This is a genomic window from Nocardioides mesophilus (assembly GCF_014395785.1).
In the GTDB taxonomy this organism is placed as follows: domain Bacteria; phylum Actinomycetota; class Actinomycetes; order Propionibacteriales; family Nocardioidaceae; genus Nocardioides_B; species Nocardioides_B mesophilus.
In genome coordinates this window covers 692,830-711,404 of sequence record NZ_CP060713.1, presented here as the reverse complement: position 1 = coordinate 711,404, position 18,575 = coordinate 692,830, and the positions used below count along the sequence as shown (strand labels likewise).

Annotated in this window: 20 protein-coding genes and 1 tRNA gene; 15 read left to right on the top strand and 6 right to left on the bottom strand. The window is 74.8% G+C overall.

Features of this window, described 5'->3' with window-relative positions:
- The first annotated feature begins 84 nt into the window (after positions 1 to 84).
- From H9L09_RS03365 to rdgB, 4 genes are read left to right on the top strand one after another with little or no spacing between them, the layout of a single operon-like run.
- Positions 85 to 1,278 carry a sensor histidine kinase gene (locus H9L09_RS03365; protein WP_187579337.1) on the top strand — a complete coding sequence of 398 codons (1,194 nt, stop codon included), beginning with the start codon at positions 85 to 87 and terminating at the stop codon, positions 1,276 to 1,278.
- Entirely contained in the window at positions 1,275 to 1,949 is a 675-nt protein-coding gene (locus tag H9L09_RS03360; RefSeq protein ID WP_187579336.1) for a response regulator, read from the top strand. Before H9L09_RS03365 ends, H9L09_RS03360 begins: the two co-directional genes overlap by 4 nt.
- Positions 1,950 to 2,006: 57 nt before the next feature.
- Positions 2,007 to 2,726 (top strand): ribonuclease PH, encoded by a 720-nt coding sequence (gene rph, locus H9L09_RS03355; RefSeq protein WP_187579335.1) that lies wholly within the window; start codon positions 2,007 to 2,009, stop codon positions 2,724 to 2,726.
- Positions 2,727 to 2,772: 46 nt separating this feature from the next.
- Positions 2,773 to 3,405 (top strand): RdgB/HAM1 family non-canonical purine NTP pyrophosphatase, encoded by a 633-nt coding sequence (gene rdgB, locus H9L09_RS03350; RefSeq protein ID WP_187579334.1) that lies wholly within the window; start codon positions 2,773 to 2,775, stop codon positions 3,403 to 3,405.
- Between the two features lie 15 nt (positions 3,406 to 3,420).
- Here the strand turns inward: rdgB and H9L09_RS03345 are convergent, their stop codons facing one another.
- From H9L09_RS03345 to bcp, 3 genes are all read right to left on the bottom strand, one after another.
- On the bottom strand, positions 3,421 to 3,816 hold the full coding sequence (locus H9L09_RS03345) for a GNAT family N-acetyltransferase (RefSeq protein WP_187579333.1): 396 nt from the start codon (positions 3,814 to 3,816) through the stop codon (positions 3,421 to 3,423).
- A 48-nt stretch (positions 3,817 to 3,864) separates the two neighbouring features.
- Positions 3,865 to 3,937 (bottom strand) — tRNA-Leu (locus tag H9L09_RS03340).
- 78 nt (positions 3,938 to 4,015) lie between these two features.
- Positions 4,016 to 4,501: a thioredoxin-dependent thiol peroxidase gene (gene bcp, locus H9L09_RS03335; RefSeq protein WP_187579332.1), complete on the bottom strand. Its 486-nt coding sequence runs from the start codon at positions 4,499 to 4,501 to the stop codon at positions 4,016 to 4,018.
- Between the two features lie 108 nt (positions 4,502 to 4,609).
- On the opposite strand from bcp, the gene H9L09_RS03330 reads away from it, so the two are divergent.
- From H9L09_RS03330 to H9L09_RS03315, 4 genes are read left to right on the top strand one after another with little or no spacing between them, the layout of a single operon-like run.
- Complete coding sequence (locus H9L09_RS03330) at positions 4,610 to 5,326, top strand: energy-coupling factor ABC transporter permease (RefSeq protein WP_187579331.1); 717 nt, start codon at positions 4,610 to 4,612, stop codon at positions 5,324 to 5,326.
- Positions 5,323 to 5,697: a PDGLE domain-containing protein gene (locus H9L09_RS03325; protein ID WP_187579330.1), complete on the top strand. Its 375-nt coding sequence runs from the start codon at positions 5,323 to 5,325 to the stop codon at positions 5,695 to 5,697. The genes H9L09_RS03330 and H9L09_RS03325 overlap by 4 nt, the downstream gene beginning before the upstream one ends.
- Entirely contained in the window at positions 5,698 to 6,399 is a 702-nt protein-coding gene (gene cbiQ, locus H9L09_RS03320; RefSeq protein ID WP_187579329.1) for a cobalt ECF transporter T component CbiQ, read from the top strand.
- On the top strand, positions 6,399 to 7,157 hold the full coding sequence (locus tag H9L09_RS03315) for an energy-coupling factor ABC transporter ATP-binding protein (protein ID WP_187579328.1): 759 nt from the start codon (positions 6,399 to 6,401) through the stop codon (positions 7,155 to 7,157). Before cbiQ ends, H9L09_RS03315 begins: the two co-directional genes overlap by 1 nt.
- A 28-nt stretch (positions 7,158 to 7,185) precedes the next feature.
- On the opposite strand, the gene H9L09_RS03310 is transcribed toward H9L09_RS03315, so the two are convergent.
- Together H9L09_RS03310 and H9L09_RS03305 are read right to left on the bottom strand one after the other, a co-directional pair.
- Positions 7,186 to 8,118: a hypothetical protein gene (locus H9L09_RS03310; RefSeq protein WP_187579327.1), complete on the bottom strand. Its 933-nt coding sequence runs from the start codon at positions 8,116 to 8,118 to the stop codon at positions 7,186 to 7,188.
- Positions 8,115 to 10,319: a PEP/pyruvate-binding domain-containing protein gene (locus H9L09_RS03305; protein ID WP_187579326.1), complete on the bottom strand. Its 2,205-nt coding sequence runs from the start codon at positions 10,317 to 10,319 to the stop codon at positions 8,115 to 8,117. The genes H9L09_RS03310 and H9L09_RS03305 overlap by 4 nt, the downstream gene beginning before the upstream one ends.
- A 231-nt stretch (positions 10,320 to 10,550) precedes the next feature.
- On the opposite strand from H9L09_RS03305, the gene H9L09_RS21860 reads away from it, so the two are divergent.
- The 7 genes from H9L09_RS21860 (at position 10,551) to H9L09_RS03275 (ending at position 17,009) form a co-directional block, all read left to right on the top strand.
- Positions 10,551 to 10,757 carry a hypothetical protein gene (locus H9L09_RS21860; protein ID WP_246456234.1) on the top strand — a complete coding sequence of 69 codons (207 nt, stop codon included), beginning with the start codon at positions 10,551 to 10,553 and terminating at the stop codon, positions 10,755 to 10,757.
- The gene (gene acsA, locus H9L09_RS03300) at positions 10,754 to 12,472 is read left to right on the top strand and encodes an acetate--CoA ligase (protein ID WP_246456233.1); all 1,719 of its coding nucleotides are present in this window, start codon (positions 10,754 to 10,756) and stop codon (positions 12,470 to 12,472) included. The genes H9L09_RS21860 and acsA overlap by 4 nt, the downstream gene beginning before the upstream one ends.
- On the top strand, positions 12,469 to 13,464 hold the full coding sequence (gene pdhA / locus H9L09_RS03295) for a pyruvate dehydrogenase (acetyl-transferring) E1 component subunit alpha (RefSeq protein ID WP_223164199.1): 996 nt from the start codon (positions 12,469 to 12,471) through the stop codon (positions 13,462 to 13,464). The genes acsA and pdhA overlap by 4 nt, the downstream gene beginning before the upstream one ends.
- 28 nt (positions 13,465 to 13,492) lie before the next feature.
- A complete protein-coding gene (locus H9L09_RS03290) occupies positions 13,493 to 14,428 on the top strand; it encodes an alpha-ketoacid dehydrogenase subunit beta (RefSeq protein ID WP_187580643.1) in 936 nt (311 codons plus the stop codon).
- A gap of 1 nt (position 14,429) precedes the next feature.
- The gene (locus H9L09_RS03285) at positions 14,430 to 15,872 is read left to right on the top strand and encodes a 2-oxo acid dehydrogenase subunit E2 (protein ID WP_187579325.1); all 1,443 of its coding nucleotides are present in this window, start codon (positions 14,430 to 14,432) and stop codon (positions 15,870 to 15,872) included.
- Positions 15,869 to 16,120 carry an acyl carrier protein gene (locus tag H9L09_RS03280; protein WP_187579324.1) on the top strand — a complete coding sequence of 84 codons (252 nt, stop codon included), beginning with the start codon at positions 15,869 to 15,871 and terminating at the stop codon, positions 16,118 to 16,120. The genes H9L09_RS03285 and H9L09_RS03280 overlap by 4 nt, the downstream gene beginning before the upstream one ends.
- 91 nt (positions 16,121 to 16,211) lie before the next feature.
- Positions 16,212 to 17,009, top strand: a complete 798-nt coding sequence (locus H9L09_RS03275; RefSeq protein WP_187579323.1) for a hypothetical protein — start codon at positions 16,212 to 16,214, stop codon at positions 17,007 to 17,009.
- Between the two features lie 76 nt (positions 17,010 to 17,085).
- Here the strand turns inward: H9L09_RS03275 and H9L09_RS03270 are convergent, their stop codons facing one another.
- Positions 17,086 to 18,390 (bottom strand): phosphoribosyltransferase family protein, encoded by a 1,305-nt coding sequence (locus H9L09_RS03270; protein ID WP_187579322.1) that lies wholly within the window; start codon positions 18,388 to 18,390, stop codon positions 17,086 to 17,088.
- Positions 18,391 to 18,575 lie beyond the last annotated feature (185 nt).

Sequence of the window (18,575 nt, the reverse complement as noted above, 5' to 3'; positions counted from 1 at the left end):
GACGCGCGGGTCGTCCCCGGGGAGGACCCCGGGTCGTCCCCGAAACCGACGTGCACCGTGGTGGTCGCCGCGTAGTTTGAGCGCGTGCCGACCACCAGCCCGCTCCGCCCGGGACTCGCCGCGCACGTCGCCGTCGGTGTCGTGCTGGCCGGCGCGTCGCTGTTCGAGGCGGCGTACGGCGTCCAGGACGTCGGCGTCACGGGCGCCAGCGTCGTCATCTCCGTGGTCATCGGCGTCGCCTGCGTGGTGGCCTGGTGGTCACCCCTGGCCGCGGTGGTCGTCGACGTGCTCGCGCTGGGTCTGCCGATGCTCTGGGGCCCGCTGCCGCAGATGGGCGGGGCGCACCTGATCGCGACGATGCTGCTGGTGGGGTACGCCGCCTACCGCACCGACCGTCGCACCGGACTCGCCGCCTACGCGGTCGGTGCGCTGGTGCCCGCGAGCACGATCGTGGTGGCCGGTCAGACGGTGTGGGAGTTCCTCTTCTACGCGCTGATCCTCGGCCCGGCGTGGGTGGTCGGCTTCCTGCTGCGGCGCGAGCAGGATCGCAGCGCCGAGCTGGCGACACTGGCCGAGGCGCTGCGCCTCGAGCGGGAGAAGCAGGCCGACGTCGCGGTGACCGCCGAGCGGACCCGGATCTCGCGCGAGCTGCACGACGCCGTCGCCCACACGGTCAGCGTGATGACGCTCCAGGTGGGCGTGGTGCGCCGTCGGCTGCCGGAGGACTCGGTCGAGGAGCAGACGCTGCGCGGCGCCGAGTCGCTGGGCCGGCAGGCGGTCGACGAGCTGCGCCGCATCGTCGGCCTGGTGCGGGAGGGCGAGAGGCCGGCGCTCGCGCCGCTGCCGTCGCTGGCGCAGCTCGACGACCTGGTCGGCCAGGTCCGCAGTGCCGGCACCGACGTCTCCGTGGACGTCCGCGGGGACCTCGGCGGGGTGGGTCACGCGATGGACATGTCGGCGTACCGGATCGTCCAGGAGGGGCTCACGAACGCTCTGCGGCACTCCCCGGGAGCCCCCGTCGAGGTGGTGGTCGACGTCGGGACGTCGAGCCTCGAGATCGCCGTGCGCAACGGCCGGGCGACGCGGCCGGTCCGGGGGGCGGGCACCCCCGGCGGCAACGGGCTGCCGGGGATGCGCGAGCGGGCCCACGTCCTCGGCGGCACGCTGCACGCCGGTCCGCGCCCGGACGGCGGGTTCGAGGTGCGAGCCGTGCTGCCGCTGGCGCCGGAAGCGTCCCTGCGGCCGGCTGCCCGCGCGAGCACGCGGAGCAGCCGATGACGCTGCGCGTGGTGGTCGCCGACGACGAGGCGATGGTGCGGGCGGGCCTGCGCCTGCTCATCGACGGGGAGCCCGATCTCGAGGTCGTCGGCGAGGCCGTCGACGGCGAGGACGCCGTGCGCGTCGCCGCGGAGACCTCTCCCGACGTGGTGCTGATGGACGTGCGGATGCCCCGGATGAACGGTCTCGACGCCGCCCGCCGGCTGCTGGCCGACGCGCCCGGCACGCGGGTCATCGTGCTGACCACCTTCGACGAGGACGAGGTCGTCGACGAGGCGATGCGCCGTGGCGTCACCGGGTTCTTGCTCAAGAGCTCGCCGCCCCAGGACATGGTGGACGCCGTGCGTCGCGCCGGCGCCGGGCAGGGCGTCATCGACCCGTCCGTCGTGCCCGGCGTCATCCAGCGCTTCGGCTCGGTCCCGGCGGCGCCCCCGCGTGCCCGGGAGCTGGACCTGCTCACGCCTCGGGAGACCGACGTGCTCCGCATGGTCGGCCGCGGCTACAGCAATGCCGAGATCGCCGCAGCGCTGTTCCTCGGCGAGACGACCGTCAAGACCCACCTGGGCCGCGTCCTCGACAAGCTCGGCCTGCGGGACCGCCCGCGGGCGATCGCGTTCGCCTACGAGAGCGGGCTGATCAGTCCCGGTGACGGGGTCGGCCCCGAGGACTGACCGGACGCCGCGGACGCGCCCGACGAGGGGTCGGCGCCCGTCGGTAGGCTCCGCGGCATGACACGCGCAGACGGACGGTCCAACGACGAGCTCCGGCCGATCACCATCACCCGCAACTGGCTCGACCACGCCGCCGGCTCGGTGCTGGTGGAGTTCGGCCGCACCCGGGTGCTCTGCGCCGCCTCGGCCTCCGAGGGGGTGCCGCGCTGGCGCAAGGGCTCCGGCCTCGGCTGGGTCACCGCGGAGTACGCCATGCTGCCCGCGGCGACCAACACCCGCTCGGACCGCGAGTCGGTCAAGGGGCGGATCGGTGGCCGCACCCACGAGATCAGCCGGCTGGTCGGCCGCTCGCTGCGCGCGGTCATCGACTACAAGGCGCTCGGCGAGAACACCATCGTGCTCGACTGCGACGTGCTCCAGGCCGACGGCGGCACCCGGACGGCCGCGATCACCGGGGCGTACGTCGCCCTGGCCGACGCCTGCGCGCACCTCAAGGGCCTGGGGGCGCTGCCCGGTGATCCGCTGACCGGCTCGGTCGCCGCCATCTCGGTGGGCATCATCGACGGCGAGCCGCGCCTCGACCTGCCCTACGAGGAGGACGTCCGCGCCGAGACCGACATGAACGTCGTGATGACCGGCGACGGCAAGTACGTCGAGATCCAGGGCACCGCCGAGGCCGACCCGTTCGACCGGGTGATGCTCGACGGGCTGCTCGCGCTGGCCGAGAAGGGCTGCGCGGACCTCACCCGGATCCAGAAGGAGGCGCTGGCCTCATGAGCTCCGCCGCTCGGCTCCCGCTCCCCGAGCACCGGTGGGGGCGGCCGTGACCCAGGTGTTCCTGGCCTCCCGCAACGCCAAGAAGCTCGCCGAGATGCAGCGGATCCTCGCCGAGCACGTCCCCGACATCGAGGTGCTCGGCCTCGACGACGTGACGCCGTACGACGAGCCCGCCGAGACCGAGCCGACCTTCGAGGGCAACGCGCTGATCAAGGCACGGGTCGCCGTCGAGGCCACCGGCCTGCCGTCGCTCGCCGACGACTCGGGGCTCTGCGTGGACGCGCTCAACGGCATGCCCGGGGTGCTGTCGGCCCGCTGGAGCGGCAGCAGGAACGGCTCGGTGGACCGGGACCGGGCCAACAACGAGCTGCTGCTCGACCAGATCCACGACGTCCCGGACGAGCGCCGCGGGGCGCACTTCACCTCCGCGGTGGCGTTCGCCTACCCGGCGGGGGCCGGCGGCGTCGTCGAGCACGTCGTGCACGGCACGATGCCCGGGCGGGTGATCCGCGAGATGCGCGGCGCGGGCGGCTTCGGCTACGACGTGCTGTTCGTGGCGGACGGGCACGAGCTGACCTCCGCGGAGCTGCCGCCCGACGAGAAGGACGCGATCTCCCACCGGGGCAAGGCGCTGCGCGAGATCGCCCCGTTCGTCGCGGGAGTGCTCACCGGCCTGTGACCGGCCGCTCCCGGGTCAGGCGCCCGGGTAGATCCGGAAGCCGCGCATCGGCTTGTGCTCGAACGAGGCGTAGAACCCGGACGCGACGTCGGTGATCAGGTCCATCCGCAAGGTGTGGGTGGCCTGGAAGGTGGCCGTCACCAGCAGCCGGGCGATGCCGCGGCGGCGGTGCGCGGGCTCCACGGCGACGAAGCCGAGGTGGGACTGGAGCACGCCGTCGCCGAGAGCCTGCGCCCAGCCGACGAGGTCCCCGTCCCGGACGGCCACGTAGGCCGACGATCCCGGCGCGGTGCACACCCGGCGTACCACCTCGGGGTCGCTCAGCGACGGCCACCCGAGACTCGTGCAGAGCCGGGCGATCCCGGCGGCGTCGCCGTCCTCGAACGGCCGGATGTCGACAGTGGAGTCCACGCAGGCACCCTAGGACACCGGCCGGCTCCCGGACCGGTCGTTGCGGGGTGCGCCCGGAGAGATTCGAACTCTCACTGGCCAGGACCTAAACCTGGTGCCTCTGCCATTGGGCTACGGGCGCTCGACACGCATGCGCGGCGCCGGAGCACGCGCGTGGCGCCGGCACAGTGTAGGGGTGGCCGGCCGGAGCGGTCGACGATCAGGAGGCGAGCCCGAGGTCCTTGCGGAGCTTGGCGACGTGGCCGGTGGCCTTCACGTTGTACTGCGCGACCTCGACGGTGCCGTCCTCGCCGACCACCACGGTGGAGCGGATGACCCCTTCGACCACCTTGCCGTAGAGGCTCTTCTGGCCGAAGGCGCCCCACGCGCGCATCACCGACTTGTCCGGGTCGGAGAGCAGCGTGATCGTCAGGCCGTCGCGCTCGCGGAACTTCGCCAGCTTCTCGGGCTTGTCCGGGGAGACCCCCAGCACCTCGTAGCCGGAGGCGTGCAACGAGTCCAGGGAGTCGGTGAAGTCGCAGGCCTGCTTGGTGCAGCCGGGGGTCATCGCCGCCGGGTAGAAGTAGACGATCACCTTGCGGCCACGCAGCGCCGAGAGCGTCACCTGCTCCCCGGTGTCGCTGGTCAGGGTGAAGTCGGGGGCCTCGTCGCCGACGGCGAGACGGGCGGGGGCGGGCTCGTTCATGGGGCGTTCACCTCGCTGGACGGCTTATTGCAAACAATGTGCAATAACGTAGTCTCATCGTCAAAGCCCCGTGACCCGGGGCTCCACCAACCTAGCGGAGGCCGAGCGATGCACGTCCCGGACGGCTTCCTCGACGCCCCGACGTCGATCGCCACCGGAGCGGTCGCGGTCACCGGCGTCGGGCTGGCCCTGCGCGGCGCACGTCGCCAGCTTGACGACCGTACGGCGCCGATGGCAGGCCTGGTCGCCGCCTTCGTGTTCGCGGCGCAGATGCTGACCTTCCCGGTGGTCGGCGGCACCAGCGGGCACCTGCTCGGCGGCGCGCTCGCCGCGGTGCTCGTCGGGCCGTGGACGGCGATCCTCTGCCTCTCGGTGGTCCTCGTCGTGCAGAGCCTGCTGTTCGCCGACGGCGGGATCACCGCGATCGGCACCAACATCACGCTGATGGGCCTGGTCGGGGTGCTGGTCGGCTGGCTGGTCTTCCGCGGGCTGCAGCTGCTGCTTCCCCGGCGTCTCGGGCTGGTCCCGGTCCTCGCCGGCCTCGCCGGCCTGGTCTCGGTCCCGGCCGCGGCGGCGGCGTTCGTCGGCCTCTACGCGGTCGGCGGCCAGGCGCCGCTCCCGCTCGCCGGGCTGCTCAGCGCCATGCTCGGCTGGCACGTGCTCATCGGGATCGGGGAGGCGCTGATCACCGGCCTGGTCGTCGGCAGCGTCGTCGCCGTCCGGCCGGACCTCGTCTACGGCGCCCGTCGGGTCCTCGCCAGCCGCACCTTGGAGGTCCGCCCGGCCGTCCGGGACGGCGACCGCGAGCCGGGGGCGGCCGCATGAGGACGCGCGTCTTCGTCACGGTCGGGGTGCTGGTCGCGCTGCTGCTCGCCGGGGTGGTGAGCTACTACGCCTCCTCCGCCCCGGACGGTCTGACCCGGGTGGCGCGGGACCAAGGCATCACCGCCGCCGAACGCCGGCACGCCGCGCACGACGGGCCGTTCGCCGGCTACCGGACCACCGGGGTCGAGAACGGCCGGCTGTCCACCGGCCTCGCCGGGGTGGCCGGCACCCTGGTGGTGCTGCTGCTGGCCGGCGGCCTGACCTGGAGCGTGCGCCGTGGCCGCCGCGACCCCGCCCCCGAGGTGGAGGCCGAGGCGCAGGACGCCGGCCCGCACGCCACCCGCACCGGCGCGCACCGGGAGCAGGCCTAGATGGGCGCCGGGCACGGTCACAAGCTGCATTTCCACGGCCACTCGCCGCTGCACCGCGCCCCTGCGCACCTGAAGGTGCTCGGCCTGCTCGGGTTCGTGCTGCTGGTGGTGGCCACCCCGAAGGACTGGTTCGCGGCCTACGGCGCCTACCTGCTGGTGCTCGTCGGGGTCGCCGCGGTCAGCGCCGTGCCGCCGGCGTACCTCCTCAAGCGGCTGGTGGTCGAGACCCCGTTCGTGGTCTTCGCGCTGATCCTGCCGTTCGCGGCCACCGGCCCCCGCACCGAGGTGCTCGGGCTGACCGTGAGCGAGCCGGGCCTGCTGGCGGCGTTCGCGCTGCTGGCCAAGGGCACGCTCGGGGTGCTCGCGAGCCTGCTGCTGGCGGCGACCACCGAGCCCCGCGACCTGCTCGCCGGGCTGGAACGGCTGCGGCTGCCGCAGCAGCTGGTGCAGATCATGGGCTTCATGATCCGCTACGTCGACGTGGTGACCGACGAGATGCGCCGGATGCGGATCGCCCGCGAGTCCCGCGGCTTCACCGCCCGCGATCCCCGGCACTGGCCGGTCGTCGCCCGGAGCGCGGCGGCGCTGTTCATCCGCTCCTACGAGCGGGGCGAGCGCGTCCACCTGGCGATGGTCGCGCGCGGCTACACCGGGCGCACCCCGGCCACGCGCCACCCTCGGTCCGCGCCCGGGCACGGCTGATGAGCACTCCGGTCCTGCAGGTCGAAGGCCTCGCCTACGCCTACCCCGACGGCCACCAGGCTCTCTTCGGCGTCGACCTGCACGTGCACCAGGGGGAACGGGTCGCGCTGCTCGGGCCGAACGGCGCGGGCAAGACCACCCTGGTGCTGCACCTGAACGGCATCCTCGAGGCCGGCGCCGGCTCGGTCAGCGTCTCGGGCCTGCCGGTCACCAAGGGCAACGTGCGCGAGATCCGCCGCCGGGTCGGCGTGGTCTTCCAGGACCCCGACGACCAGCTCTTCATGCCGACCGTCCGCGACGACGTCGCGTTCGGCCCCGCCAACCTCGGGCTTCGCGGGGCGGAGCTCGACACTGCGGTGCACGCCGCGCTCGAGCAGGTGGGGATGGTCGAGTTCATCGACCGGCCCCCGCACCACCTCAGCTTCGGCCAGCGGCGCCGGGTCGCGGTCGCCACCGTGCTGGCGATGCAGCCGGAGATCCTCGTCCTCGACGAGCCGTCGTCGAACCTCGACCCGGCCTCGCGCCGCGAGCTGGCCGACATCCTGCGGGGCCTCGAGGTGACCGTGCTGATGGTCACCCACGACCTGCCCTACGCGCTGGAGCTCTGCCCCCGATCGGTCGTGCTCTCCGACGGCGTGATCGTGGCCGACGGGACGACGTACGACGTGCTCACCGACGACACGCTGATGTCGGCGCACCGGCTGGAGCTGCCGTTCGGGTTCGACCCGCGCTCCATGCGGGGCCTCGCCGGCCGGTGAGCGCCCCCGGGTGCGGTGCCGCCGGCGCTCAGCGCTCGGGTCCGGGCCGGAGCGCGGTGTCGCTCACGTGCAGCTGGACCTGTTGCAGGAGGGCGTCGGAGAGGCACCCGGAGTAGCGGCTCCGGGCGTCGTCGTCGAGCAGCGGCGAGATCCGCAGCAGCACCGTCCCGTCGGCGCCGGGCCGGACCCCGCGGTAGGAGACGCCGATCCCGGCGTTGGCGGCGCAGTAGCGGGCCAGCGTCTCGACGGTGGCGACCTCGTCGACGGGGGCGCCCTTGTGGGCGACCTGCACCGTCATCGTGGTGATGCCGTTGCCGATCGGCTCCGACCGGTAGTGGCTGGCCCGGTAGAGGCCGAGGATCAGCGCGACCACGAGGACCGCGCCCACCAGCGGTACGAGCAGCAGCCCGCGGGCCGGGCGGTCGCGCAGCACCGCGAGCGACGGCGGTGGGTGCGCCGTGCCCGCCGGCAGCGGCTCGCCGTGCCGCAGGGCGGAGAGCCGCTCGACGGCCGAGGCGACCAGGCTGACCACCAGACCGGTGGCCAGGAAGACCGGGATGAACACCGCCCGGCCGCTCACCCCGGGTGCCTCCACCAGCAGGGGGAGCGCCGGCACCAGCCCCAGCTGCGGGGCGAGCCAGGGGAAGTCCGGCCGCGGCTCGACCGGTGCCGGGCCCCCGACGACCGGAGTCCCGCCCGCAGCCGGCACCTGCGCCGGGGGCGCGACGGCCGCGGCCGGCACCGGGGCGGCCAGCAACGCCAACCGGTACTCGATCCGCCGCAGCCGCCGCACGATCAGCAAGGTGGAGGCGAGCACCGTCGCGGCCACGAACGCGATCCCGGCGATCTCGGCGCGCGCCCACTGCCAGCTCAGCAGGTAGTGCAGGGTGTAGCCGCCGGAGACGGCCAGCACGGCCAGCACGGCCAGCCAGGCCAGGGCGTTCGCTACCAGCCGGGTCACGACTCCTCCTCCTGGTCCTCGTCCTCGGACGCGTCGAGGCGGCGGGTCTCGCCGGTCGCCCCGTCGACCAGCAGCCGGGTGCCTTCGGGGAACCGGCGCAGCGCGTCGTGCACCGCGACCACCGTCGGCACGCCGTACTCGCGAGCCAGGATCGCCAGGTGCGACAGGGTGCTGCCGGTCTCCGCGACCAGGCCTCCCAGGCCGGGCAGGTACGGCGCCAGCCCGGGCTCGAGGTCGCGCACCACCAGGACGTCGCCGGGGGAGGGGGGCCGGCGGGCCGAGCCATGGCTGACCGTGCCGGTGCCGCGGCCGCCACCGGCCGCCACCCCGGACCCGGGTCGCGAACCGGTCCGCGCCAGCGGCACCACCACGCCTTCCGCACCGAGGCGGAACTCCGCGGGCAGCGGCGGAGACAGCGCGTCCGCGAGCTCCTGGGCACGCCGGTCGTGCAGCCCGGAGGGCACCGCGCCGGTGGTCACGAGCGTGCGCAGCTCCTGCAGGGTCAGCAGCGACACGGCCCCGGCATACGGCGTGACGTCGCGCTCCACGAGCCGGCGGTCCAGCTCGCGACAGACCCGCCCGGTCAGCTCCTGCACCCACCGGATCCGCAGCCGCAGGGCCTCCCGAGGCACGAGCGGCTCGAGCGCCCCGCGCGGCGGGGTCGCCGGTGGCGGGGGCAGCGCCTGCTCGGCGAAGACCGCCGGAGGCACCAGGCAGAGCAGCACCGGATGCCGGCGTACGGCGTCCGCGGAGCCGTCCAGGCCGCCCGGGCCGCCGGGGCCGCCGGGGCCGCCGGGGCCGCCGGGACCCACCGTCGGCAGCGCTGACAGGTCCGTGCGCTCCGGACCCGGCCGGGTCGCGAGGTCGTGGTAGACGTGCAGCGCGAGCGCGGCCGCGGTGCTGGTCGCCGGCGGCAGCAGGGTGCCGGTCAGCACCTCGTCGTGGTGCAGCCGCGCCAGCAGCTCCACCCCCTGGTCGGCCACCGCCAGCAGCGCGCGGTCCTCGCCGGCGAGGTCGACGGAGGAGAGCGCCGCGTCGGTCTCCGCGGTGAGCGCCGCCGCGCGCTGCGGCAGCTCGGCGCGCAGGACGCCGGTGCGCCAGGCCGCCCCCAGGGAGCGGAAGGCCGGGCGCGGGTCGATGACCGTCCACGCGGTGCGGTGGTGGACGTAGCCGAACAGCTCCAGGTCCGCGGCGATCCGGCCGCCGACGGTGGTGACCACCGGGGACTCGCGCAGCCGTCGGGCCGCGACCGCCCCGGTCTCGGCCAGGGCGCGGCAGACGCCCTCGCGCAGCGGCTGCACCCACAGGTCCGCCTCGAGCGGGCTCAACGGGTCGGGGAAGGTCTCCGCCAGCGGCCCGGGTCCGAGCACGGGGCCGTGGGTGGCGGTCGGGGCGACCGCGGTGACCGGGCGGCTCTGCAGCAGCACCAGCCGGCCGTCCTCCTCCAGCGCCCACTCGACGTCCTGCGGCGAGCCGAACACCGAACGGGTGCGTGCGGCCAGCCGCGCCAGCGCGACCAGCTCGGTGGTGCCGAGCAGTCGCTGGTGGTGGGTGACGGGTCGCAGCGCGTGCACCGGGGTGTGGTCGATGGCGAGCAGCCGTCCGTGCCGGGTCATCACGTAGTGCTGGGCGGTCACCTTGCCGCTGACCAGCTTGTCCGGGCCGCCGGTGACGGCCTCGACGACCAGCCGGCGCGCGTCGCCGGTGACCGGGTCGACACCGAACATCACGCCGGCCTTCGCCGGACGCAGGTGCCGCTGCACCAGCACCCCCATCGGGCTCGGCGCTCCGGGGGTGCCGACCGCGTCCCCGGAACGCAGCACGTCCACCACGGCGGAGAGGAACGCGTCCGGTCCGTCCACGTCGAGCACCGAGCGGAAGCGTCCGGCCATCGACGAGGCGCCGACGTCCTCGACGGTCGAGGAGGAGCGCACGATGACGCGACGGGAGCCGCCCCCGGTGAGCCGGGACCAGGCGTCCAGCGCACCGGCGGCGACCTCGGGCGGCAGCGTGCGCCCGGCCGCGAGGAACCGGCGGTGCACCTCGGTGGTGAGCGCGAACCCGGGCACGATCGGCAGCCTGGCCTGCCGGGACCGGGCGAGCGCGGCCGCCTTGGCGCCGACCACGCTGGGCTCACGCGCCGGGGCGTCCTCCAGCCCATGGACCAGGTCGTCCGTGGGGCGGTGCACCAGGTCGGTCATGACGCGCCCCTTCCCTCGGGCGCCCCAAGCGCCCCCGAGTGCCCTCTCCGTCCCATCGTGGACGGCCGTGGGCCGGACCCCCCAGGGCCCTAGGTCACGGCCGGGGGCACTCGCGCGCACCGGGAGGTAACGGCCAGGTGCGGCAGTCCCGGCGACGCGGGCCCAAGGACCCTGGGGTGGGGATGCGCCCCGCGGCAGGGTGGCGGTGTCGGGGACTGTCGAGGAGGACCGATGAGCGAGCAGGAGAACCTGAAGGCACAGCGCGAAGCCATGGACGAGCCGGTGTCGAGGGCACTCCGCAGCGCCCGCCGCGCCCAGCTGTGGGAGGGGTTGAACCGCTACCTCGCCAGCGAGGCGGCCCATGCGCACAAGGCGGCCGAGGAGGAACGCCGCAGCGAGCACGAGAGCACCGCCGAGGAGTCGAAGGGACGGGCGTGAGCGCCGGCCACCCGGACCGGTCGCAGGCCTGGGCGCTCGCCCGCGCCGCGCTCGACGGGCTTCCGGGCGGTGGGCTCAACATCGCCTACGAGGCGGTCGACCGGCACGTGGTGCACGGGGACGGGGACGTCGTCGCGCTGCGCTGCCTCGCCGCCGACGGCGCCGTGCAGGAGCACACCTACCGGGACCTCCGCGAGCACACCAACCGGTTCGCCGCCGTCCTCGACGGCCTGGGGGTGAAACCGGGCGGCGCGGTGTTCACGTTGCTCGGCCGCGGCTGGGAGACCCACGTCAGCGCGCTCGGCACCCTCAAGCACGCCAGCGTGTTCTGCCCGCTGTTCGCCGCGTTCGGACCCGAGCCGGTGCGGCAGCGGATGCTGATGGGCCGCGCCCGCGTCCTGGTCACCACCCGTGAGCTCTACCGCCGGCGGATCGCGGGGCTCCGCGACCAGCTGCCCGAGCTCGCCGAGGTGCTGCTCGTGGACGCCGACCCGACGACCGTCGAGCCGGGCACCAGGTCCTGGCACGACCTGATGGCCACGGCCGACGCCGACTACACGATCCCCTGGACCGACCCGGAGTCGGTGGCCCTGCTGCACTTCACCAGTGGCACCACCGGCCGGCCCAAGGGGGCGCTGCACGTGCACGACGCGGTGGTCGCGCACCACGCGACCGCCGGCCACGCCCTCGGGCTGCGCCGCGGCGACGTCTTCTGGTGCACGGCCGATCCGGGCTGGGTGACCGGCACGTCGTACGGCATCATCGCCCCGCTCACCCACGGCGCCACCGTCGTCGTCGACGCCGGCGACTTCGACGCCCGACGCTGGTACGGCGTCCTGGCCGACCAGCGGGTCAGCGTCTGGTACACCGCCCCCACGGCGCTGCGGATGCTGATGCGCTCGGGCGCCGAGCTCGCCGGGCGCTACGACCTGTCCGCGCTGCGGCACGTCGCCAGCGTGGGGGAGCCGCTCAACGCGGAGGCGGTGCTTTGGGCGCAGGAGACGTTCCGCCGCCCGGTGCTCGACAACTGGTGGCAGACCGAGACCGGCGCGATCATGGTCAGCAACGCGCCGGGCGACGAGGTGCGTCCCGGTTCGATGGGCCGCCCCGAGCCGGGCGTGGAGGTCGCCCTGCTCGAGCGCGGCACCGACGGCCGGCCGGTGCTGAGCGACGGGCAGGTGGTGGAGGTCTCCGACCCGCGGCAGGTCGGCGAGCTCGCGCTGCGTCCGGGGTGGCCCTCGATGTTCCGCGGCTACCTCGACGACGAGGAGCGCTACCGCCGCTGCTTCATCGGCGGGTGGTACTGCAGCGGCGACCTCGCCCGGCGCGACGTCGACGGCTACTACTGGTTCGTCGGGCGCGGCGACGACGTCATCAAGTCGGCCGGGCACCTGATCGGCCCGTTCGAGGTGGAGAGCGCACTGATGGAGCACCCGGCGGTCGTGGAGGCGGGGGTGATCGGCAAGCCCGACCCGGTCGCCGGCGAGCTGGTCAAGGCGTTCGTGACGCTGCGCCCCGGCTTCGACGCCGACGAGCAGCTGCGGCGGGAGCTGGTCGCGTTCGGCCGTCGCCGGCTGGGGTCGGTGGCGCCGCGGGAGATCGTCTTCGACCAGCACCTGCCGCACACCCGCAGCGGCAAGGTGATGCGGCGGCTGCTCAAGGCACGCGAGCTCGGGCTGCCCGAGGGCGACGTCTCGACCCTGGAGCGGCAGTGACGACCCGGGCGGACGGGGCCGCCCCGGAGGACCCCCGGGTCGGCCTGCTGCGCGAGATGACCCGGATGCGGCTGTTCGAGGAGCGGTGCGTCGAGCTCTACAGCGCGGCCAAGATACGCGGCTTCCTGCACGTGGGGATCGGGGAGGAGGCGGTGGCGGTGGGGGTGAGCGCGGCGCTCGCGCCGGCGGACCCGGTGGTCTCGACATACCGCGAGCACGGCCACGCGCTGGCGCGCGGCGTGCCGATGGACTCGTTGATGGCCGAGATGTACGGCCGGGCCACCGGTTGCTCCGGAGGCCGCGGCGGGTCCATGCACCTCTTCGACGCGGACCGCCGGTTCTACGGCGGCAACGCGATCGTCGCCGGCGGGCTGCCGCTCGCGATCGGCCTGGCCCTGGCCGACGCGATGCGCGGCACCGGCGCTGTCACCACCTGCTTCTTCGGCGACGGCGCCTACGCCGAGGGCGAGTTCCACGAGTGCGCCAACCTCGCCGCGCTCTGGCACCTGCCGGTGGTGCTGGCCTGCGAGAACAACCTGTACGCGATGGGCACCGCGATCGAGCGGGCACAGGCGGAGACCGACCTGGCGCTGCGGGCGTCCTCCTACGGGATGGCCGCCTGGGCGGTCGACGGGATGGACGTGGTCGCGGTCGCCGAGGCGGCGCGCCGGGCGGTGGACCACGTCCGTGGGGGCGGCGGGCCGGTCTTCCTCGAGCTGCGCACCTACCGGTTCCGTGCGCACTCGATGTACGACCCCGAGCGCTACCGGGACAAGGCGGAGGTGGAGCGCTGGCGTGAGCGGGACCCGATCGACGCGCTGGTGGCGCGGCTGCTCGAGGAGGGGGCGCTCGACGAGGCCGCGCTCGAGCGGATCCGGGCCGACGCGCTCGCCGAGGTCGACCGCTCGGTCGAGAGCGCGGAGGCGGCGCCGCTGGAGCCGGTCGAGGAGCTGACCCGGCACGTGTACGCCGAGCAGGGCGGCCGGTCATGACGCGGTCCGGGGCCCGTGCCGCGCGGCGATCCGCGACGCGCTCCGCCGCGACGACCGGGTCTTCCTGATGGGCGAGGACGTCGGTCGCTACGGCGGCTGCTTCGCGGTCAGCCTCGGGCTGCTCGAGGAGTTCGGGCCCGAGCGGATCCGCGACACCCCGCTGTCCGAGGCGGCGTTCGTCGGCGCCGGTATCGGGGCCGCCATCGCCGGGATGCGGCCGATCGTCGAGATCATGACCGTGAACTTCAGCCTGCTGGCGCTGGACCAGATCCTCAACAACGCCGCCACCCTGCGGCACATGTCCGGCGGCCAGGTGGGCGTGCCGCTGGTGATCCGGATGACCACCGGAGCCGGGCGGCAGCTGGCCGCGCAGCACTCGCACAGCCTCGAGGGGTGGTACGCCCACATCCCCGGCCTGAAGATCCTGGCGCCGGCCACGCTCGAGGACGCCCGCGGGATGCTCTGGACCGCGTTGGAGGACCCGGACCCGGTGCTGATCTTCGAGCACGGGTCGCTCTACAACGACCGTGGAACCATCGCCGCGGACGCCGGGCCGGTGGAGATCGGGCACGCGGCGCTCCGCCGGCCGGGGTCCGACGTGACCCTGGTCTGCTACGGCGGCACCCTGCCGGCCACCATGGCCGCCGCCGCGACACTGGCCGCTCAGGGCGTCGACGCCGAGGTCGTGGACCTGCGCACGCTCCGGCCGCTCGACGAGGAGACGATCTTCGCCTCGGTGCGGCGCACGCACCGGTGCGTGGTCGTCGACGAGGGCTGGCGCTCGGGCAGCCTCTCGGCCGAGATCAGTGCCCGGCTCGTCGAGCAGTGCTTCTTCGACCTCGACGCCCCGGTGGAGCGGGTCTGCTCCGCGGAGGTCCCGATGCCGTACGCGCGGCACCTGGAGGAAGCGGCGCTCCCGCGGGAGGAGACCATCGTCGCCGCCGCGCGGAGGACGGTGGGCTGAGGTGGTCGACTTCACGATGCCGTCGCTGGGCGCCGACATGGAGTCCGGGACCGTGCTCGAGTGGCTGGTCCACCCCGGCGACACCGTGCACCGCGGTGACCTAATGGCGGTCGTCGACACCGACAAGGCCGCGGTCGAGGTGGAGTCCTTCCACGACGGCGTCGTCTCCGAGCTCCTCGTGGAGCCGGGCACCCGGGTCGACGTCGGCGCCTCCCTGGCGCGGCTCGAGCCGGCGCCCGCTGCTGCTGTCGGGGCCGAGGCCACCGCCCCGGCCGAGCCCGCCGCTCCCGCCGAGCCTGCCGCTCCCGCCGCTCCCGCCGCTCCCGCCGCTCCGCGGGCTGCACCGGTCCCGGCCCCCCGGACCCACCGGCAGCCGAGGGTGACCCCGCCGCTGCGGCACCACGCCGCCGAGCTGGGGGTGGACCTGGCCGCGGTCACCGGCACCGGCCGGGACGGCGCGGTCACCCGTGACGACGTCGACCGGGCCGCAGCAGCCGCGGCCAGCCCGGCTGCCCGCCCGCATGCGCTCGGCGAGGTCGCCCCGCCCGGTGGCGGGCCGGTCGTGCGCGAGCCGGCCCCGGCAGCCGCGGGGGAGGGCCGGGCCCGGGTGACGCCGTACGCCCGCCGGCTGGCCGAGGAGCTGGGCGTCGACCTCGCGACCCTCCAGGGCGAGGACGGGACGGTCCGTGCCGCGGACATCCGGGCCGCCGCCGGGCGCGAGCCCGTGCGGCCTGCCGCCCCGGCGCCCCCGCGGCCGCGCGGTGCCGGGCGGGACGTCGGCACCGGTCCGGGGCGCGGGGCGATCGCGGCGCTGATGTCGCGCTCGAAGCGGGAGATCCCGCACTACTACGTGGCGACCACGGTGGACCTCGAGGCGGTGACCGAGCTGCTGCGGCGCACCAACCTGGACCGCCCCGTCGGCCGACGGGTGATCCCGGCCGCGGTGATCCTCCGTGCCGCGGCGCTCGCTGCGCGGGAGCTGCCGGTGCTCAACGGCTTCTGGCAGGAGGACCGCTTCGTCCCCGGGGACGGGGTCCACCTCGGCGTCGCGGTGCACGTGCGAGACGGTGCACTGGTGGCGCCGGCGCTGCTGCACGCAGACGAGCTGCCCCTGCCCGACCTGATGGTGGCGCTGCGTGACCTGGTGACCCGGGCCCGGTCCGGCCGGCTCAGCCGGGCCGAGATGACCGCGCCGACGCTGACCGTCACCGACCTGGGCGACCAGGGCGTGGAGGAGGTCGCCGGCGTGATCTACCCGCCGCAGGTGGCGCTGCTGGGCGTCGGGCGGGTCGTGGAACGCCCCTGGGCTGTCGGCGGGCTGCTCGGCGTGCGCCCCGTCGTACGCCTGACCCTGTCCGGGGACCACCGCGCCACCGACGGGTCCACGGGGGCGCGGTTCCTGCGGCTCATGGACCGGCTGCTGCAACACCCGGAGGGGCTATGACACTGACCACCGACCAGGCCCGCGACCTCGTCGCCGGCGCGGTCCGCCGGATCGTCCCCGACGCCGAGGTCGAGACGCTGCCCGCGGACGAGGACCTCACCTGGGCCTTCGAGCTGGACTCGCTGGACTTCCTCGGCTTCGTCGAGGCGCTCTGCGAGGACGCGGGGGTGCGCCTCGACGAGGAGGACTACCCGGCGCTGCGCACGATGGGCACCGCCACCGCCCTGCTGCAGGAGCGGCTCGCCTGAGAGCCGTTCGCACCTCGTCTCCGACCCTCGGCCGCTCCGACGACCGCGGCTGCTGCCCTCCGGCGAGCACGGTCGTCGTACCGTTCCAGCTGTGACCCAGCCGCCGCCCACGAGTGTGCTTCGCGCCTTCGGTGTCGAGGAGCAGCCGCGCTCGCTGCCCGGAGGGCAGGGCAGCTCCTGGGTCGCCGGAACGCTGGTGTTCAAACCGGGCGGCGACCCGGTTCACGAGTGGCTCGCGGTGGCCCTCGACGACCTGGCCACCGACGGGTTCCGGCTCGCCGCCCCGGTCCGGACCCGGCACGGCACCTGGTCGTGGGAGGGATACACCGCGACCCGGTGGCTCGAAGGCCGCGAACCCGACCCCACGAAGCCGTCGACCTGGCTTGACGTCCTCGAAGCCGGCCGGGCCTTCCACCGAGCCGTCGCCCACCTGGACCGACCGGACTGCCTGGATGTCCGCGAGGACTGGTGGGCGGTGGCCGACCGGGTCGCGTGGGGCGAGCACGTCATCCGCTTCCGTTCCGAGCTCGCCGGCCTCGGCCGACGCCTGCAACGGGTGCTGGAGCCGCTCGGGACGCCGCAGGTGGTGCACGCGGACCTGACCGGCAACATCCTCTTCAGTCCCGGCCTGCCGCCCGGCGTCATCGACGTCTCGCCCTTGTGGCGACCGCCTGCGTACGCGGAAGGCGTCGTCGTGGCCGACGCGCTCTGTTGGCAGGACGCGCCACCCTCCCTGGTGGACCAGTCGGGCGTGCCGGTCCCCGCGGTGGCCCGTGCCCTGCTCTTCCGAATGGCGACGACGAACCTGGCAGTCTTGTCCGGAGCCGGCGTCGACGTGCGGGATGAAGCCCGCCGGTACGACCACGCGGCCGCAGCCATCGGGATCTGAACGAATCCGGACCTGGCCGCGAGAGGAATCCGGAGCCCTCAGCCCGGGGCCGGACGACACCCCTTCGAGCCGCCGCTCACACCGTCGTGGTGTGGGGGTGCGACGTGAGGTGCTCCACCAGCCACTCCGCGGCCAGCTCGGCGGCACGGTCGAGGGTGCCGGGTTCCTGGAACAGGTGGGTCGCACCGGGCACCGTCAGCACCTCGACCGGAGCCCGCATCATCGCGGCCGCCTGCCGGTTCAGCGCCAGCACCGAGGTGTCCGCGCTGCCCACGATGAGCAGCGTCGGGGCCTGGACCGAGGGCAGGTACGCCGCGGCCAGGTCCGGCCGACCGCCCCGGGAGACGATTGCGCTGACGTCCTCGGGCGCCTTGGCCGCCGCGTAGAGCGCCGCGGCGGCGCCGGTGCTCGCCCCGAAGTAGGCCAGCGGAACGTTCTCCCGGCCGTGCTCGCGCCGCACCCAGCGCTCGGCCGCGAGGAGCCGCTCGCCGAGCAGCGGCACGTCGAAGACCAGCCGGGGGTCGGCGGCCTCGGGCTCGGTCAGCAGGTCGAACAGGACGGTGCCGAAGCCGGCGCGGTGCAGCCGCTCGGCGACGTGGACGTTGCGCGGGCTGAGCCGGCTGCTGCCGCTGCCGTGGGCGAACAGCACCAGACCGTGCATGGGCTTCAGCAGCGTCAGCGTCGCCGGCAGCATGCCGACGGACACCGGGATCAGGCTGTTGAGCCGGCGCATGCCGTTGCGCTGCTCGGCGAGCACGCGCGCCACCTCGTCGTCGGAGACCTGCCGGAAGTCGTCGTACCACTCGCCGATCGAGTGCAGGTTCTGGGGAGTGGACAGGAAGACCACCTCGTCGGCGATCCGGGCGAGGTGCTCGGAGGCCTCGGGCGAGGCCACCGGGCACGCCAGGACGACGCGCTCGGCGCCGCGCGCCCGCAGCACCTGCACGGCCGCGGCCGCGGTCGCGCCCGTGGCGACCCCGTCGTCGACCAGGATCACCGTCCGTCCGGCCACCGGCATCGCCTCCTGGCCGCCGCTGCGGAACCGCTCCCTCCGGACCGCGACCTCGGCCTCGGCCCGGGCGAAGGCGGCCTCCTGCGCCTCCCCGGGCACGGCCGCCCCCAGCACCACGTCCTCGTTCACGACCCGGACACCGCCCTCCCCGACGGCTCCCATCGCGAGCTCCGGCTGCCAGGGCACCCCCGCCTTGCGCACCACCACGACGTCGAGCGGAGCGTCGAGGGTCCGGGCGACCTCCGCGGCGACGGGCACCCCGCCGCGTGGCAGCCCGATCACCAGCGGGTGCACCTCCCGCCAACCCGTCAGCCGCGCCCCCAGCATGCGGCCGGCCTCGATGCGGTTGGCGAACACCCGGGGCCCCATGTCTCCTCCTCTGGCTCGAGACTTCTCGGCTCCTCCGCCGACCTCTCCACGCTCCGCCGGGGCGCCGGAGCGGCACAGGGGAGAAGGTCATCGCGGCACGCCGGCGCCGGGGTCGAGATGCGCCCTTCGGGACCTCGGTCCCCGGCCGGTGGTGCCTCCGGCCCTGCGGGAGCACCGCCGTACGA